The sequence below is a fragment of the Variovorax sp. 01T432 genome (assembly GCF_056398605.1).
This window is the reverse complement of the sequence record NZ_JBFTPS010000031.1, coordinates 1-15,121: the sequence shown is the minus strand read 5'-3', so window position 1 is coordinate 15,121 and position 15,121 is coordinate 1. Positions and strand designations below refer to the sequence as shown.

Genomic DNA, 15,121 nt, shown 5'->3' with positions numbered 1-15,121 from the left:
ATCGCCGCACGGGCGCTCAGCGCAGCGCCAGCGCCCAGCGGTCCGCCATCTCGGGAGAGTTGAAGCAGATGGTGTCCTCGCTCATGCTGCACACGGCGCGTTCGAGCAACTGGATGTCGGCCTCGTGCTGGCGCGCGACATGCGGGTCCTCGAAGAAGATCACGCGGTCGCACTGGCGATCCAGCACCAGCTCGGCGATCTGCGCGTCGCCGCCCAGCGGACCGCTCAGGTAGGGCCGCACCCAGGGGTCGTGCGCGGGCCAGCCGCGCGCCCATGCCATGGCGTTGAGCCGGCCGCCGGTGGTGCCGGTCGCCACCCGGCGGGCGAAGCGCGACAGGAGATCGAAGTGCCGCGACGCGAAGTCGACCATGCGATCCTTGAAGGCATCGTGGGCGATCAGCGCGACCGTCTGGGTCTCGACCGCGAGGAAGCGCCGGGCCCGCTCCGGCATCAGGGCATCCTGGCCCGCGTGCGCCAGTTCGACCGCGATCCACTCGATCGCCCCGGCCACCGTCGGCACGAAGGGCTTGCCGTGCGTGACGCATTGACGCTTGAGCGCCTGCGCCTCCGGATAGATCGACGAGGGATCGACCGGGTCGATCAGGTAGATCACGCCGTCGAGCGCATCCTTCGGGTCGGCGGCGCCCGCCACATGGGACACCAGGCGCATCACGCCGCCCTGGTAGCCGAAGGGATAGCGAACCAGCGGCGCATAGGCCGCGTGCCGGCCCTGGCGAGCCAGCGCGTCGTAGGTGCCGCCGACGGCATGCAGGCCCATCCCCAGCGCGCGAATGGCGGGCTCGCAGGCTTCGAACCAGCGAATGAGGTTGCCATCGGGCTGGCGATGGCGACGGTGCGCGACCAGGCCGAACCGGATCATGCGGTGCCGCAGAAGCGCTTCTCCGCCTCGCGCCAGGTTGCATGGGGAAGCTGCCCGAAGCGGGCGCGATAGGAAGCCGCGAAGCGGCTCAGGTGCGCGAAGCCGCAGTTGAGCGCCACGTCGGTCACGGTCTCGGCGGCACGGCGCTGGAGCTGCTCATGGGCGGCATCCAGCCGCATGTTGCGCAGCGCCTCCATCGGCGACTGCTCGCGGTGGCGCCTGAACATCAGGCTCAGCGTGCGCCGGCTCACGCCCGCCGCGCGCGCGATGTCGTCCAGCGACTGGCCTTCGCCGAGCCGGCTGCGCATGAACTCCTCGGCCCGCCGCAGCGGCGCGGCCGCGACAGCCGGGGTCTCCACGGACGGCGCATCGTCATGGCCGCGACGCGCCGAATTGGGCTGGTGGCGCAGCAGGTAGTGAACGAGGCTGTCCTGGTAGTCCTCCACCCACTGCGGATCGAAGCTTGCCCCATGCTCCGAAGGCAGGAGCGCGATGAGCCCGGCCACCAGATGCCGCCATTGCGCGCCGAAGCCGTCGTCCAGCCGCAAGCCCGTCGCGAATTCGATCTCGCCGCCGTGCCTGCCGCCGCGCGGCGCGAAGGCGCGGCGCGCCACCTCGTCGAGGTGGCTGCGCCGGATCTTCAGCATCAGCTGCTCGCAGCCGGCGTGCCAGCGCAGCTTGACGGGCTTGTGGGCCGAGATCACGGCCCCCTGACCCGGATGGATCTGCACCGTGTCGCGCCCGGTGCGGATCTCGGCATGGCCGCGCAAGGGCATCTGCACCAGCACGAAGCTGCCGAGCGCGTCGGGCTCGATGTCGACCGCGCAGCCGTAGCGCAGGATGCACAGGGACAAGGGCCCGAGCTCGGCCCGGCAGAAGGCCGCATCCACCGGCTCGCGGCCCCAGAGGCTGCGGTGCTCCTTGAGCTCGGCGGTGACCAGCGCGTGGGTCTCGTCCGCATGGCGGGAGCGGAACACCTCGCGCCGGTACAACGGGGACAGCTGCTCGCTCGACAAGGCGTTCATGGGCACAAAGCGCGCGGGGGCGCGTCACTACTGGATCGACACCAGCTTAAAGCAACAAATGTGCCCCTCCCCACCCTGCTTTCCCGGAGACGCCGCCTCCGGGCGCGGCCCGCGCTACATCTTCAGCGGGCACTGCGCCGCGCTGGTGTCCTGGTAGTTCTGCAGCACGGTGCCGATCAGCTTGTTGGTGATGCGCCCGCCGGCGTCCTTGCCGATCACGCGCAGGTAGTAGTTCTGAATCGGGAAGTTGTTGGGCCCGTACTTGAAGTCGCCGCGGATGGACTTGTATTTCGCCGCCTTGATGGCCTTCTGCAGCGCCGCCCGGTCGGCCACCTTGCCGCCGACATCGCGCACCGCCGCGTCCATCGCCATCAGCACGTCGTAGGCCTGGGCCGCGTAGAGCGAAGGGTTGCGCCCCCCGTTCTGCTGGCGGAAGTCGGCGACGAAGCGCTGGTTGGCCGCGTTGTCCAGGTCGTGCGCCCAGTGCGCGGTGTTGAACATGCCCAGCATCGGCTCGCCGACGGCCAGGATCATGTCCTCGTCGGCGGAGAAGGCGGTCGACACCAGCGTGATGTCCTTGGACAGGCCGGCGCCCACGAACTGCTTGATGAAGGCGACGCCCATCGCGCCGGGCAGGAAGAAGTACAGCGCGTCGGGCTTGGAGGCGCGGATGCGCCCGAGTTCGGCCGAGTAGTCGAGCTGGCCCAGCCTGGTGTAGATCTCCTCGCCGACGTTGCCCTTGAAGCTGTGCTTGAAGCCGGTGATGGCGTCCTTGCCGCCCGGGTAGTTGGGCGCGACCAGCACGATCTTCTTGAAGCCCTTGTCCGAGGCGAACTTGCCGGCCGACTCGTGGTAGGCGTCGTTCTGGTAGGAGGTGCCGAAGAAGTAGGCATTGCACTGCGGGCCGGAGTAGAGGCTCGGGCCGGTGTTGTTCGACAGATAGGGCACCTTGGCCGCGAACAGCACCGGGCCGACGGCCAGCGCGACCGGCGAGCCGATCGGGCCGGTGAAGAGATCGATCTTGTCGCGCTGCACCATGCGCTCGACCGTCTGGCGGGCCTGGTCGGGGTTGCCGGCCGTGTCGGCCTCGACGAACTCGACGGGCACGCCGCCCAGCTTGCCGCCGAGCTGCTTGATCGCCACGGCGAAGCCGGCCTTGGATTCGGCGCCGATGGCCGCGAAGGGCCCGGACACGTCGAGCGCCATGCCGACCTTGACCGACTGGGCGATGGCGGGCGCGGCGAGCGCGGCGCCGAATGCGAAGACAAGGCAGGCGAGGCTGCGGGAGAACTGCGGCATGAAGAACCTCGGAGTACTGGGATCGGCACAGTGTGGTGGCCACCGGTCGCGCGATCTATCCGAATTGGGCAAGATGTGCGGTGCTGGAAGTGGATAGTCGCCCGCCCCCTTGCGAACCAGAATGACCGCCATTGACGAGACCTACCTGAAAGCAAGCCCATGGACATCGATCTGACGCAACTCGTTCAGCCCGAGCGCGTGCACAAGCGCGTCTACACCGACCCCGCCATCTTCGAGCTGGAGATGGACCGGGTCTTCGGCCGGGCCTGGCTCTATGTCGGCCACGAGAGCCAGGTTCCCAACCCTGGCGACTACTTCACCACCCGCCTGGGCCGCGAGCCGATGGTGATGCTGCGCCACACCGACGGCACGGTGCAGGTGCTCTACAACCGCTGCGCGCACAAGGGCGCGCGCATCGTGCCCGAGGGCAGCGGCAGCGCGGGCAAGTTCCTGCGCTGCCTCTATCACGGCTGGACCTTCAAGTGCGACGGCAGCCTGCTCTCGGTGCCCCTGCGCAGCGGCTACGAGGACACGACGCTGGACCTGAAGGACCCGCGGCTGTCGGTGCGCAAGGCCGCGCGCGTGGCGAGCTACCGCGGCTTCGTGTTCGCCAGCCTGGCCGCGGAAGGGCCGGACCTCCAGACCTTCCTGGGCGGCGTCGCTACTTCGCTCGACAACTTCTGCGACCGCGCGCCCGATGGCGAGGTGGAGGTGGCGGGCGGCGTGCAGCGCGTGATCCAGCGCAACAACTGGAAGATCTTCTTCGAGAACCTGCACGACACCATGCATGCAGTGGCCACGCATGAGTCGTCGTGGCGCGCGGCGAAGGAAGAGTACGAATCGATGCCGGCGGGCACGCCCAAGCCCTTCGAGATCGTGATCGTCGACGGCAACGGCGAGCCGCTAGAATTCTGGGAGAAGCTGGAGCTCAAGGGCTACGACAGGGGCCACGGCTACATGGAAGGGATCTTCACGCCGCCGACCGACCCGGTGAGCCTGGCCTATGTCGCAGCGCTGGAAGCGAAGCAAGGCGCAGCGCGGGCCGACCAGATCCTGCGCGTGAACCGCCACAACACCATCGTCTACCCGAGCTGCTCGCCGCACACTTCCTTCCAGCAGATCCGCGTGATCCGGCCGCTGGCGGTGGACCGCACGCTGGTGGAGATTTTCAGCTTCCGCCTGAAGGGCGCGCCGGAGGCGACCTTCCAGCGCGCGCTCAAGTACACGAACGTGGTGAACTCGCCGTCTTCCAACGTGATGCCGGACGACCTGGAGGCCTACAACCGGGTGCAGGAGGGGCTGGCCTCGGACGGCGGCGACTGGGTGAGCCTGCATCGCGGCGCCGGGCGCGACCAGCCGATGCCGGGCGGGCGATCCTCCAACGGCAACAGCGAGATGCCGATGCGCAACATGTTCCAGGCCTGGGCCGACTACATGCGGGCCGGGGAAGCGGGAGAACAGCCATGAACGCCACGCGCTGGAAGAGCTGGGAAGAGCAGCAGGAGATCACGCACTTTCTTTTTCATGAGGCGCGGCTGCTGGACGAGCACCGCTGGGCCGAGTGGCAGGAGCTGTTCACGCCCGACGGGCTCTACTGGGTGCCGCTGGTCAAGGGCCAGACGGACTACGTCAATCATGCGTCGCTGTTTCTCGACGACAAGCTGCAGCGCTCGGTGCGCGCGCGCCGGCTCGAACAGGCGCGCGCGTATTCGCAGCAGCCGGTGACGCGCACGGCGCACGTGATCGGCAATGTGTCGCTCGAATTCCGGGACGAGGCGAGCCTGGTGGTCTACTCGACCTTCCATCTTCTCGAATGGCGCCGCTTCGAGCAGCGCATGTTCGGCGGCACGGTGCTGCACACGCTGCAGCGCGAGGGGGAGGCCTGGCGCATCCGGATGAAGCGGGTCGACATCATCAACTGCGAAGCGCCGCACGAAGCCTTGCAGGTGTTCATGTGAAGGCTGCTCTGCTCGCGATGCACTTTCAGAATGATGTGCTGCATCCGGACGGCAAGGTGCGGGTGGGCGTGGCGGCCGAGGACCCGAAGCGGATGGTGCTGATCGATGCGGCGCTTCGGCTGGTGCGGGGCGCGCGGGCGCAGGGGGTGCCGGTGATTTCGGTGCGGATTGCGTTTGCGCAAGACTATTCGGACTGTCTGACCAACTGCGAGCTGTTCCGCCGCACGGCGCAAAGCGGCGCGGTGCGGGAGGGCCAGTGGGGCTCGGCTTTCTTCGAGGCGCTGGCGCCGCTGCCGGGCGAGGCGGTGGTGACGCACAAGCGCGACAACCCGTTCTGGGCGACGGAGCTGGAGGAAGTGGTGAAGCGCACGGGCGCGACGCGGCTCTACATCGCGGGCATCGCGACAAACTATGTGGTGGAGCACGGCACGCGCCACGCGAGCGATCTGGGCTACGAGGTGGCGGTGGTGGCGGATGCGTGCAGCACGGCGAAGGCACACTTGCATGCGGCGAGTCTGGAAACAATGTCCATGCTGGCGGACATCGTGACAGTCGATGAAGCGGTGGCGCAGATGAAGGGGATGGCATGAGGCTGGACGGCAAGCTCGCGATCGTGACGGGCGCGGCGGCGATGCTGGGCAGCGCGATCGCGCGGACGCTGGTGGAGGCCGGGGCGCGGGTGCTGGCGGCGGACATCGATGTCGATCGCGGGCGCGCGCTGCACGCTTCGCTGGGGCCGCGCTGCCGTTTCTTCGCCTGTGACATTTCGTCGGACGACGCGTTGGACGCGCTGGTGCTGGAGGCGCTGGACTTCGGTGGGCGGATCGACTTCGTGGTGAACAACGCGGTGGTGTACGGGGACCGCGGGATGGAAGCGACGCGCGCGGAGTGGCTGCGCTCGCTGGACGTGAACCTTGTGTCCGGCGCGCTGCTGGTGCAGAAGACGGCGGACGAGCTCGCGCGGCATGCGGGGGCGGTGGTGAATCTGGGCAGTGTCGGGGGCAAGTTCGGCGCGGTGGGGCGCAGTCTCTATCCGGCGGCCAAGGCGGCGATCCTGCAGCTCACGCGCAATCAGGCAACGATCCTCGCGCCGCGACGTGTGCGGGTGAATTCGGTGTCGCCCGGATGGACTTGGTCGGATGCGTTGTCGCGCATGGCGGGGGGTGACCGCGCGCATGCGGATGCCGTCGCGGCGCGCTTTCATCCGCTCGGGCGCGCGGGCGATGGGGACGATGTGGCGCAGGTCGTGCTGTTCCTTTGTTCTGACTCGGCTCGCTTCGTGACGGGGGCCGACATACCGGTGGATGGCGGGTTCTCCATACTGGGGCCGGATCAAGGGCGGCCCGCGGGGGATTGGTTCGCGGCTTGAGGCCTGCTTGGTTTTGGGACGACGGCGGGGGGGGGGGTGTGCGCTAATAGGTTTCGGGGGCGCGGCGGGGGGCGCTGTGCCAATCGGTTCGGGGGCGCGGCGGGGTATATCCCTCCGCCCGACACCTCGTTGAAGTGCTTGGGCCTGTCCGTTGGATAGACCCTCAGTGCTTCGCACTCCCCTGCCTCATTGACCAGAGTCAACAACGCACACAGCTCGCCACGGGTGGCTGTGACCTCCTCGCGCTCCTCCAGGCTGAGCGGCGCAAGCACTCTTCAAGGCACGCGTAGGCTAGATGTACATCGCGCAGGTTGCACGCCTCATCGACAGCACTCAAGGCCAGGGACGCGGTACTGCGCAAATGCGAAGCGAGTGATTCGAGCGTGATCGCGGTTGGCGTCGAGCCGACTGCGTCGTCGACTGAATCGTCTGATGCCAAAGGGGTGGAGGATTGCGCGACGGGATCGACCCCAACGTGTCCACGGTGGCGGGGGGTGTGCCCTTGGCTGGCCGTTGAGGCACCGCCGAGCAGCGCAGCGGCAGGCGGATAAGGGCACGTGCTGTTTGAGCGAAGCAAGTTTGCACGTGACCCCGCCTGACGCGAGCAGCGCAGGGGACCCCGAAGGGGCGGTGACGTCGGCCGGCCAAGGGCACACCCCCCGCCACCGCGCCCCCTTAGCCAAAAGGGCACACCGCCCGCCACCGCGCCCCGAAACCCTTCAGGCCGAAGCCTTCCACTCCGGCATCAGCGTGTTCGAAGGCAGCGTCTCGTCCAGCAGCTTGCGCGCCGTCTCCACACCGGCCACCGGCAGCAGCTTGGCATCGAGCAGCCCCACCTGCACCAGCACGCTCGCCTGGTCCCAGTAGATGTGCTCGTGATAGAGCTTGTCGCCACGGAACTTCACGACGGCCAGCAAGGGCACTTCCACCTTCTTGCCGGTCGGCTTCACGCCCGGCAGCATCCATGGAATCTCGGTCGTGTGCGTGAAGCTGAACAGCAGCTCGTCGACCACCTGCGTCGCGCCCACCGTGCGCGAGATCGGAGTCAGCGCCGTGTCAGGCGGATTGCTGTTGACGAAATGGTTGCTGTAGAAGCGATGCAGCTCCTTGTAGCCCACCCCGCCCGTCATCGTCGGAATGTGGTTCACGTAAGGCTCGGCCACCATCGTGCTCATCGTGTCGTCGACATTGCGCGTGGCGAACTCGTACTCGCAATGCTTGTCCCACAGCGCCGACAGGTCATAGTGCGGCCCCATCGCGGCCTTGAGCGCGCCGATGGTGCGCTCGTGCGCCATCAGCGCCGAAGGCTTGTCGTAATGTTCACCGCCCAGGCGCGCGAAGGCATGGTCCATGCCCGGGTACACATACAGCGCGATCCCGGGGCGGCCCTGCAGCGACTGCACGATCTTCGTGCGCGCCTCCGGCGGGCAGAACTTGTCGAGCTCGGCGATGTGCAGCACCAGCGTGTTCCTGATCTTGTCGGCCTCGCCCAGCGCCGCGTCGATGCCCACGCCGTAGTAGCCGACCGACACATCCGCGTCCGTCCGGCAGGCAGCGAGGTAAGCCAGCTTGCCGCCCAGGCAGAAGCCGAGCACGCCGACCTTGCCGGTGGCGACTTCGGGGCGCCCGCGCAGCGTCGTGATGGCCGTCTGGATGTCCTCCATCCCCTTTGCCTCGTCGAAGCCCTGGTAGTAGCCGAAGGCGCGCTGCCAGTCCGCCTCCGTGTAGCCCAGCTCCACATTCGGCTCCTGGCGCCAGAAGATGTCGGGCACCAGCACCACATAGCCCTCCTCGGCGTAGTAGTCGGCCACCTCGCGCATGGTGCTGTTGACGCCGAAGATCTCCTGCGCGAGCACCAGCCCGGGCCCGCTGCCGCCGCGGGGCAATGCGAGATAGCCGCGGAAGCTGCCGCTGCCGTCCGCAGCCTTCATGTCGATGTACTGACCTGCCATTTTTTAACTCCGAGGGTAGGGATTGGATTGTTGACCTGTTGCGAGTCTGACGCTAATACTTTGCACCCAGATAGTTCAAGCGTAAAGTACTTTGCGCTGGCGCGAAAGGTGCTTCCGTATCTTTCCGCCGGCGCGGCCCTCCAAGACCAGCCCCTCACCAACCAGAGAAGAACCCGTATGTCCGACTTCGATCGCCGCCGTTTTCTGCAAATCGGAGCGGGCGCCACGCTCGGCGCCAGTCCGCTCACCGGACTGCTGATGACACCGGCCTTTGCGCAACAGGGAGAGACCCTGACCATCGCCTACAACGTCGGCCTCCCGAGCTGGGACCCCACCACCGGCCCCTCGGCCGTCAACCCGGCGATCCAGGGCATCTGGAAAGCCGTGTTCGACCAGTACATCGACCAGGCGGCCGACCTGACCTTCAAGCCGGGCCTGCTCAGCAAATGGGGCTGGAACGCCGACAAGACCAGAATCGAGATCGAACTGCGCCCGGGCGCGCTGTGGCACGACGGCACGCCCGTCACCGCCGCCGACGTGGTGTGGAACCTCAAGCGCGCCGGCGATCCGAAGTCCGGCAACCCCGTGGCCGGCATCATCTGGTCGAGCGTGGACAACTTCCAGATCCAGGGCAACAAGATCACCGCCGACGTCAAGCAGTACGTGGCCGACTACTTCAAGTGGATGGCCTTCCTCACCGGCTTCATGATCCCGCAGGCCCACTACGAGAAAGTCGGCGCCGCCGGCTTCGAGAAGCAGCCCATCGGCTCGGGCCCCTACATGGTCGACGAGTTCGTGCAGGGCTCCTACGTCAGGCTCAAGGCCTTCGACAAGTACTGGGGCCCCAAGCCCGCCTTCAAGACCGTCACCATCAAGTTCGTCACCGATCCGAGCGCCCGCGTGGCCGAGATCGAGAGCGGCAAGTCCGACGTCACGCTGGGCGTTCCCTTCGAGGAATTCGACCGCCTGAAGAAACTGCCCCACCTCGCGGGCGTCAGCTCGCCGGTCACCGACATCGCGATGCTCTTCATCACCGACGTGGCACCGATGCTCGACGACAACGTGCGCCAGGCCGCCGTGCACGCGGTCGACAAGCAGGCGATCGTCAAGCGCCTGCTGCGCGGCTACGGCGTGGTGGTCGACACCCTGCAGGTGCCGCAGTACGCGGCCTTCGACCCGGGCATCAAGGTCAAGTACGACCCCGAACTCGCCAGGTCGCTGCTCGCCAAGTCGGGCTACAGCGTCGACAAGCCGGTCAAGTTCAAGGTCCAGACCACCCGGGGCTACCTGCCCAAGGACTACGAGACCGTGCAGGCCATCGTCGGCATGTGGCGCAAGGTCGGCATCGAGGCCGAGATCGAGGTCTACGAGATCGCCAAGCACTTCGAGCTGCGCCTGGGCCACAAGCTCGCCCCCATGGCTTTCTACAACTGGGGCGACGCCATCGGCGACCCCAACGACTCGACCGGCTTCGCGATGTTCGGCCCCAGCCCGCACTCGGGCTGGAAGTCCAAGGAACTCGACGCCATGATCGGCCCGCTGTGGGGCGAGAAGGACGAGGCCAAGCGCCTGGCCGGCTGGAAGAAGGTCGACGCCTACATCGCCCAGAACGCGCTGGTGCTGCCGCTCTACCAGCAGGTCCAGACCCTGGTTTTCAAGAAGAGCCTGGCCGTGAAGCCGCACATGGCGGGCTACCTGCTGGCCCAGTCGGTCGGCAAGGCCAAGGGCTGAGCCCGGTGATGACGCCATGCCGTTGAGGCGCCTCCTGTGGGCACTGCCCACGCTCTTCGGTGTGCTGGTGGTGGTCTTCGTGCTGCTGCGGGTGGCGCCGGGCGACCCGATCGCGATGATGATCGGCCCCGGCGCGACGCCCGAGGACATCCGCACGCTGCGCCAGCTCTACGGCTTCGACCGCAGCCTGCCGGCGCAGTTCATGGTCTATCTCGGCCAGGCTTCGCTCGGCCATTTCGGCCAGTCGATCACGCTCAAGCAGGACGTGCTGGCGCTGGTGGGCGCGCACCTGCCGCTCACGCTCGAGCTGTCGATGCTCGCGCTCTTCATCGCGGTGCTGATCGGCGGCGGCGCGGCGCTCGCGGCCATCGCCTGGCGCGGCAGCTTCGTCGAGCGCGGCATCGATGTCGCGACCGGCTTCGTCACCGCGATCCCGGACTTCCTGTGGGGGCTGGCGGGCATCCTGATACTGGGCGTGCTGCTGCCCGTGCTGCCGGTGTTCGGGCTGCTCGATTCCGACCTGCGCTTCGACAGCGCATCGGGCTTCGTGCTTCTTGAAAGCCTGCTGCGCGGACGCTTCGACGTCTTCGGCTCCGCGCTCTATCACCTGCTGTGGCCGGCGCTGTCGCTGGCCTTGCCGCTGGCCGCCATGATCTCGCGGGTGCTGAAGGCCTCGCTGCTCGAAGTGCTGGCACAGGACTACATCCTGATCGCGCGCGTCAAGGGCTTCAGCCCCTGGCAGGTGCTGTGGCGCGAGGCCCTGCGCAACGCGCTCGGGCCGGCGCTCACGCTCACCGGCGTGCAGTTCACCTTCCTCATCGGCGGCACGGTGCTGATCGAGCGCCTGTTCGGCCTGCCGGGGCTGGGCAACATGGCCATCGACGCGGTGATCAACCGCGACCTGCCGCTGATCCAGGGCATCGTGCTGACCTTTGCCGTGCTGTTCATCGTCGTGAACCTGGCGGTGGACCTGCTCAACATCCGACTGAATCCCAAGCTGCGCAAATGACCCTCCATTTTCAGAAACGCGTGTGGTTCGGCTTCGGCGTGCTGGCCCTCGTGATCGTCTGCGCCCTCTTCGCGCGCTGGCTCGCGCCGCACGATCCGCTGGAACAGGACCTCATGGCCTCCAGCCTGCCCCCGGCCTGGAGCGCCGATGGCGAGGCCGGCCACCTGTTCGGCACCGACAGCCTGGGCCGCGACATCCTCTCGCGCCTGATCTACGGCGCGCGGCCGGCGATGATCGTCGCCTTTGCCGGCGCCACGCTGGCGGCGCTGGCCGGCACGGCGCTGGGCCTGTGGGCGGGCTTTCACGGCGGCATGATCGACACCGGCATCTCGCGCCTGGTCGACATCTGGATGTCCTTCCCCGCCGTGCTGCTCTCGATCGTGCTGGTGGCGGTGATCGGCACAGGCCTTGGCTCGGTGGTCCTGGCGATCGCGATCATCGACTGGACGCGCTTCTGCCGGGTCGTGCGCGCGGAGACGCAGGCGCAGGCCAGCCTCGACTACGTGACCTCGGCGCGCACCATCGGCCAGTCGCGCCGCTCGATCCTCTGGCGCGAGGTGCTGCCCAACGTCGCGCCGCTGCTTCTGACGCTTTTCACGCTGGAGATGGGCGTGGCGGTGGTGGTCGAGGCCATCCTTTCCTTCGTCGGCCTGTCGGTGTCGAGCGACATGCCGACCTGGGGCGGGCTGGTGCAGGAGGGGCGCCTCTACGTGAACCAGACGCCCTGGCTGCTCGGCCTCCCAATCGCGGCCATCGCCCTCACGGTGCTGGCCTGCAATGCGCTCGGCGATGGCCTGCGCGAGTCGCTCGATCCCCTGGTCGCGAAGCAATGAAGCCCGTCCTCCAGATCGAGCACCTGCACCTGGCGCTGCGCGCCGCCCGGGGCCGCCCCGCACGGCTGATCCTGCGCGGCATCGACCTGCGCATCGGCGCGGGCGAAGTGCATGCGCTGGTCGGCGAATCCGGCGCGGGCAAGAGCATGGTCGGGCGGACCGTGCTCGGCATCGCGCCGCCCGAGATGCAGGTGCTGGACGGCGGCGTGCGCTTCCAGGGGCTGGACTGGCTGGCCATGAAGGCCGGCGAGCGCCGCGTGCACCTCGGGCGCGACATCGCGCTGATTCCGCAAGACCCGCTGACCGCGCTCAACCCGGGCCACACCATCGGCGACCAGGTGGGCGACGTGCTGCGCCTGCACCTCGGCCACGATCGCGACCGGGCCCGGGCACGCACGCTCGAACTGCTGGACGCGGTGCGGATCCGCTCGCCGGCGACGGTGGTGCGGCAGTACCCGCACGAGCTCTCCGGCGGCATGCGCCAGCGGGTGCTGATCGCCATGGCCTTCGCCTGCAAGCCCAAGCTCATCATCGCGGACGAGCCGACCACGGCGCTCGACGTCACCGTGCAGCGCCAGGTGCTGCGGCTGCTGCGCGACCTGCAGCGCGACGAGGGCGCGGCGGTGCTCTTCATCACGCACAACCTGGGGCTGGTGGCCAAGCTGAGCGACACGGTGAGCGTGATCCACTCCGGCCGCATCGTGGAACACGGCGACGTGCGCAACATCATCGAGGCGCCGCGCACCGCGTACACGCGCGCGCTCTTCGCCGCCACGCCGCGCTACGACCGGCCGGCGGACACGCTGCGCCCCATCGACACGCACGTGACGGACACACTCTGGGCGGAGGCCAAGGCCTACGACCTGGTGTGGTGGCCCACGCGCAAGGCGGAGGCAGCGGCCCGTGGCTGACGCACTGCTCGAGATCGCGGGGCTGAGCCTGGCGCTGCCCGACATGGGCGCGCGGCCGCTGATCGGCAAGCCGCCGCTGCGGGGCATCCTGCACGAGATCGATCTTCGCGTGGCGCCCGGGGAATGCGTGGCGCTGGTGGGGGAATCGGGGTCGGGCAAGACCACGCTGGCGCGCACGGTGCTGCGGCTGTACGAGCCGCAGCAGGGCAGCATCGTGTTTGGGGGCCGCGACATCACGCACATGGGCGAGTCCGAACTGCGGCCGCTGCGTGCGCGCATGCAGATGATCTTCCAGGACCCGCTGTCGGCGCTGAACCCGCGCCGGCGCGTGGGCGACATCGTGGTGCAGCCTTTGCTGAGCTACGGCTTGCTGGGGCCGTCGCCGGCGAGCGCGGTGCTGGCCGAGCGGGCGAAACGCCTGTTGGAGCAGGTCAGCCTGCCGGCGGAGTTCGCGCGGCGCTATCCGCACGAGCTCTCGGGCGGGCAGCGGCAGCGCGTGGGCATTGCGCGCGCGATCGCGCTGGAGCCGGACCTGATCATGGCCGACGAGATCGTGTCGGGGCTCGATGTCTCGACGCAGGCGCGCATCCTGATGCTGCTGCGCGAATTGCGCACCCGCCTGGGCATGGGCATGATCTTCGTGACCCATGATCTCTCGGTGGTGCGGGTGCTGTGCGACCACGTGGTCGTGATGCGCGAGGGGCGCATCGTGGAGCAAGGCGCCACTCGGACCGTGTTCGAACATCCGCGGCATCCGTACACCCGGGCGCTGCTCGAAGCCATTCCACTGCCGGAGATCGACGACCACTGGTTGTCGAGCGAGGGCGACAAGACCGAAACCATTTGAAGGAGAGAAGATGAAGATCCAGAACGCGATTGCCCTCGTGACGGGCGCCAACCGTGGCCTCGGGCGCGAGTTCGTCGAGCAGCTGCTGGCGGGGGGCGCGGCGAAGGTGTATGCGGCGGCACGCGACACGGCACCGCTCGCGGCGCTCGCCATGCTCCACCCCGGGCGGCTCGAAGTGCTGTCGCTCGACATCACGCGCCCGGAGCAGGTGGAGGCGGCGAAGGCGCGCTGCACCGACGTCAACCTGCTGATCAACAACGCCGGCATCAACCGCGGGCAAGGGCTGCTGGCTGCCGATTCGCTGGAACATGCGCAGGCGGAGATCGCGACAAACTACCTGGGGACGCTGGCGATGTGCCGCGCGTTCGCGCCGCAGCTCAAGGCGGACGGGGCGATCGTGAACATCCTCTCGATCCTGGCCAAGGTCACGCTGCCGGCGATGGGCTCGCTGTGCGCCTCGAAGGCAGCAGGGCTGCGCATGACGGAAGGTGTGCGCGCGGAGCTGGCGTCGCGCGGGGTGCTGGTGATGGGTGTGATGACAGGGGCGGTGGACACCGACATGAGCCGCGACTTCCAAGGGCCGAAGTCTTCGCCCGCCGAGGTTGCAAGCGCCGCGCTCGCGGGGCTGGAACGCGGCGACGAAGAGGTCTATGTGGGCGAGATGGCTACGTGGATCAACGCGGCCATGGCGCAGGACCCGAAAGGTATCGAGCGGGAATTGGCGAAGTATCTGCCGAGCTGAGTTTGCGCTTTCCTGTGTCGGGCGTTGACTGACGGCGGTGCGGCGGGGGGCGCCGTGCCAATCGGTTCGGGGGCGCGGCGGGGGGCGCTGTGTCCTTGGCCGGCCGACGTCACCGCCCCTTCGGGGTCCCCTGCGCTGCTCACGTCAGGCGGGGTCACGTGCAAACTCGCTTCGCTCAAACAGCACGTGCCCTTATCCGCCTGCCGCTGCGCTGCTCGGCGGTGCCTCAACGGCCAGCCAAGGACACAGCGCCCCCCGCCGTGGACACGTTGGGGCATATCCCTCCGCCCGACACCTCGTTGAAGCGCATGAGCTTATCCGTTGGATAGACCCTCAGTGCTTCGCACTCCCCTGGCCCGCATTGCTTGTCGAGCCAAGGGGTTTGCTCCTAGTCGACCTCTCCCCGGCCTCCCGATGCGGTGCTGCGCAAATGCGAAGCGAGTGATTCGAGCGTGATCGCGGCTGGCGTCGAGTCGACGGCGATGTCAGCAGGATCGATGGATTCGGAAGGGGTGGAAGATTGCGCGGACGCGCAGGGACAACTGGCCATGATTGGGCTCCAAGC

Annotated in this window: 14 protein-coding genes; 10 read left to right on the top strand and 4 right to left on the bottom strand. The window is 68.0% G+C overall.

What is annotated here, in order from left to right; translation table 11 throughout:
• Nucleotides 1–16: 16 nt before the first annotated feature.
• From AC1DNF_RS21975 to AC1DNF_RS21965, 3 genes are all read right to left on the bottom strand, one after another.
• Nucleotides 17–880, bottom strand: coding sequence for a methylglyoxal synthase (locus tag AC1DNF_RS21975; RefSeq protein ID WP_478150746.1), 864 nt, complete (start codon nucleotides 878–880; stop codon nucleotides 17–19).
• Nucleotides 877–1,905: an AraC family transcriptional regulator gene (locus tag AC1DNF_RS21970; RefSeq protein ID WP_478150745.1), complete on the bottom strand. Its 1,029-nt coding sequence runs from the start codon at nucleotides 1,903–1,905 to the stop codon at nucleotides 877–879. Before AC1DNF_RS21970 ends, AC1DNF_RS21975 begins: the two co-directional genes overlap by 4 nt.
• A 114-nt stretch (nucleotides 1,906–2,019) precedes the next feature.
• A complete protein-coding gene (locus tag AC1DNF_RS21965; RefSeq protein WP_478150744.1) occupies nucleotides 2,020–3,204 on the bottom strand; it encodes an ABC transporter substrate-binding protein in 1,185 nt (394 codons plus the stop codon).
• A gap of 159 nt (nucleotides 3,205–3,363) precedes the next feature.
• Here AC1DNF_RS21965 and AC1DNF_RS21960 point away from each other — a divergent pair, with 159 nt between their 5' ends.
• Genes AC1DNF_RS21960 through AC1DNF_RS21945 form a run of 4 tightly spaced genes read left to right on the top strand, consistent with a single transcriptional unit; the run spans nucleotide 3,364 to nucleotide 6,531 of the window.
• Complete coding sequence (locus tag AC1DNF_RS21960; RefSeq protein WP_478150743.1) at nucleotides 3,364–4,671, top strand: aromatic ring-hydroxylating dioxygenase subunit alpha; 1,308 nt, start codon at nucleotides 3,364–3,366, stop codon at nucleotides 4,669–4,671.
• Nucleotides 4,668–5,162 carry an aromatic-ring-hydroxylating dioxygenase subunit beta gene (locus AC1DNF_RS21955; protein WP_478150742.1) on the top strand — a complete coding sequence of 165 codons (495 nt, stop codon included), beginning with the start codon at nucleotides 4,668–4,670 and terminating at the stop codon, nucleotides 5,160–5,162. The genes AC1DNF_RS21960 and AC1DNF_RS21955 overlap by 4 nt, the downstream gene beginning before the upstream one ends.
• Before the next feature lie 17 nt (nucleotides 5,163–5,179).
• Nucleotides 5,180–5,752, top strand: a complete 573-nt coding sequence (locus tag AC1DNF_RS21950; protein WP_478150741.1) for a cysteine hydrolase family protein — start codon at nucleotides 5,180–5,182, stop codon at nucleotides 5,750–5,752.
• Nucleotides 5,749–6,531 (top strand): SDR family oxidoreductase, encoded by a 783-nt coding sequence (locus tag AC1DNF_RS21945; protein WP_478150740.1) that lies wholly within the window; start codon nucleotides 5,749–5,751, stop codon nucleotides 6,529–6,531. The genes AC1DNF_RS21950 and AC1DNF_RS21945 overlap by 4 nt, the downstream gene beginning before the upstream one ends.
• Nucleotides 6,532–7,250: 719 nt before the next feature.
• On the opposite strand, the gene AC1DNF_RS21940 is transcribed toward AC1DNF_RS21945, so the two are convergent.
• Nucleotides 7,251–8,483 (bottom strand): dienelactone hydrolase family protein, encoded by a 1,233-nt coding sequence (locus AC1DNF_RS21940; protein ID WP_478150739.1) that lies wholly within the window; start codon nucleotides 8,481–8,483, stop codon nucleotides 7,251–7,253.
• Nucleotides 8,484–8,660: 177 nt separating this feature from the next.
• On the opposite strand from AC1DNF_RS21940, the gene AC1DNF_RS21935 reads away from it, so the two are divergent.
• Genes AC1DNF_RS21935 through AC1DNF_RS21910 form a run of 6 tightly spaced genes read left to right on the top strand, consistent with a single transcriptional unit; the run spans nucleotide 8,661 to nucleotide 14,556 of the window.
• On the top strand, nucleotides 8,661–10,214 hold the full coding sequence (locus AC1DNF_RS21935; protein WP_478150738.1) for an ABC transporter substrate-binding protein: 1,554 nt from the start codon (nucleotides 8,661–8,663) through the stop codon (nucleotides 10,212–10,214).
• Nucleotides 10,215–10,230: 16 nt separating this feature from the next.
• Complete coding sequence (locus tag AC1DNF_RS21930; protein ID WP_478150737.1) at nucleotides 10,231–11,223, top strand: ABC transporter permease; 993 nt, start codon at nucleotides 10,231–10,233, stop codon at nucleotides 11,221–11,223.
• Nucleotides 11,220–12,056, top strand: a complete 837-nt coding sequence (locus AC1DNF_RS21925; RefSeq protein WP_478150736.1) for an ABC transporter permease — start codon at nucleotides 11,220–11,222, stop codon at nucleotides 12,054–12,056. Before AC1DNF_RS21930 ends, AC1DNF_RS21925 begins: the two co-directional genes overlap by 4 nt.
• Nucleotides 12,053–12,967: an ABC transporter ATP-binding protein gene (locus AC1DNF_RS21920; RefSeq protein ID WP_478150735.1), complete on the top strand. Its 915-nt coding sequence runs from the start codon at nucleotides 12,053–12,055 to the stop codon at nucleotides 12,965–12,967. Before AC1DNF_RS21925 ends, AC1DNF_RS21920 begins: the two co-directional genes overlap by 4 nt.
• Entirely contained in the window at nucleotides 12,960–13,814 is an 855-nt protein-coding gene (locus AC1DNF_RS21915) for an ATP-binding cassette domain-containing protein (RefSeq protein WP_478150734.1), read from the top strand. The genes AC1DNF_RS21920 and AC1DNF_RS21915 overlap by 8 nt, the downstream gene beginning before the upstream one ends.
• Before the next feature lie 10 nt (nucleotides 13,815–13,824).
• Nucleotides 13,825–14,556, top strand: coding sequence for an SDR family oxidoreductase (locus tag AC1DNF_RS21910; RefSeq protein WP_478150733.1), 732 nt, complete (start codon nucleotides 13,825–13,827; stop codon nucleotides 14,554–14,556).
• The last annotated feature ends 565 nt before the right edge of the window (nucleotides 14,557–15,121 follow it).

Excerpts from the sequence above, each read along its gene's own strand:
- AC1DNF_RS21945 (WP_478150740.1), top strand. The coding sequence starts at position 5,749 with ATGAGGCTGGACGGCAAGCTCGCGATCGTGACGGGCGCGGCGGCGATG.
- AC1DNF_RS21965 (WP_478150744.1), bottom strand. The coding sequence starts at position 3,204 with ATGCCGCAGTTCTCCCGCAGCCTCGCCTGCCTTGTCTTCGCATTCGGC.
- AC1DNF_RS21925 (WP_478150736.1), top strand. The coding sequence starts at position 11,220 with ATGACCCTCCATTTTCAGAAACGCGTGTGGTTCGGCTTCGGCGTGCTG.
- AC1DNF_RS21930 (WP_478150737.1), top strand. The coding sequence starts at position 10,231 with ATGCCGTTGAGGCGCCTCCTGTGGGCACTGCCCACGCTCTTCGGTGTG.
- AC1DNF_RS21955 (WP_478150742.1), top strand. The coding sequence starts at position 4,668 with ATGAACGCCACGCGCTGGAAGAGCTGGGAAGAGCAGCAGGAGATCACG.
- AC1DNF_RS21920 (WP_478150735.1), top strand. The coding sequence starts at position 12,053 with ATGAAGCCCGTCCTCCAGATCGAGCACCTGCACCTGGCGCTGCGCGCC.
- AC1DNF_RS21950 (WP_478150741.1), top strand. The coding sequence starts at position 5,180 with ATGCACTTTCAGAATGATGTGCTGCATCCGGACGGCAAGGTGCGGGTG.
- AC1DNF_RS21970 (WP_478150745.1), bottom strand. The coding sequence starts at position 1,905 with ATGAACGCCTTGTCGAGCGAGCAGCTGTCCCCGTTGTACCGGCGCGAG.
- AC1DNF_RS21935 (WP_478150738.1), top strand. The coding sequence starts at position 8,661 with ATGTCCGACTTCGATCGCCGCCGTTTTCTGCAAATCGGAGCGGGCGCC.
- AC1DNF_RS21910 (WP_478150733.1), top strand. The coding sequence starts at position 13,825 with ATGAAGATCCAGAACGCGATTGCCCTCGTGACGGGCGCCAACCGTGGC.
- AC1DNF_RS21940 (WP_478150739.1), bottom strand. The coding sequence starts at position 8,483 with ATGGCAGGTCAGTACATCGACATGAAGGCTGCGGACGGCAGCGGCAGC.
- AC1DNF_RS21960 (WP_478150743.1), top strand. The coding sequence starts at position 3,364 with ATGGACATCGATCTGACGCAACTCGTTCAGCCCGAGCGCGTGCACAAG.
- AC1DNF_RS21975 (WP_478150746.1), bottom strand. The coding sequence starts at position 880 with ATGATCCGGTTCGGCCTGGTCGCGCACCGTCGCCATCGCCAGCCCGAT.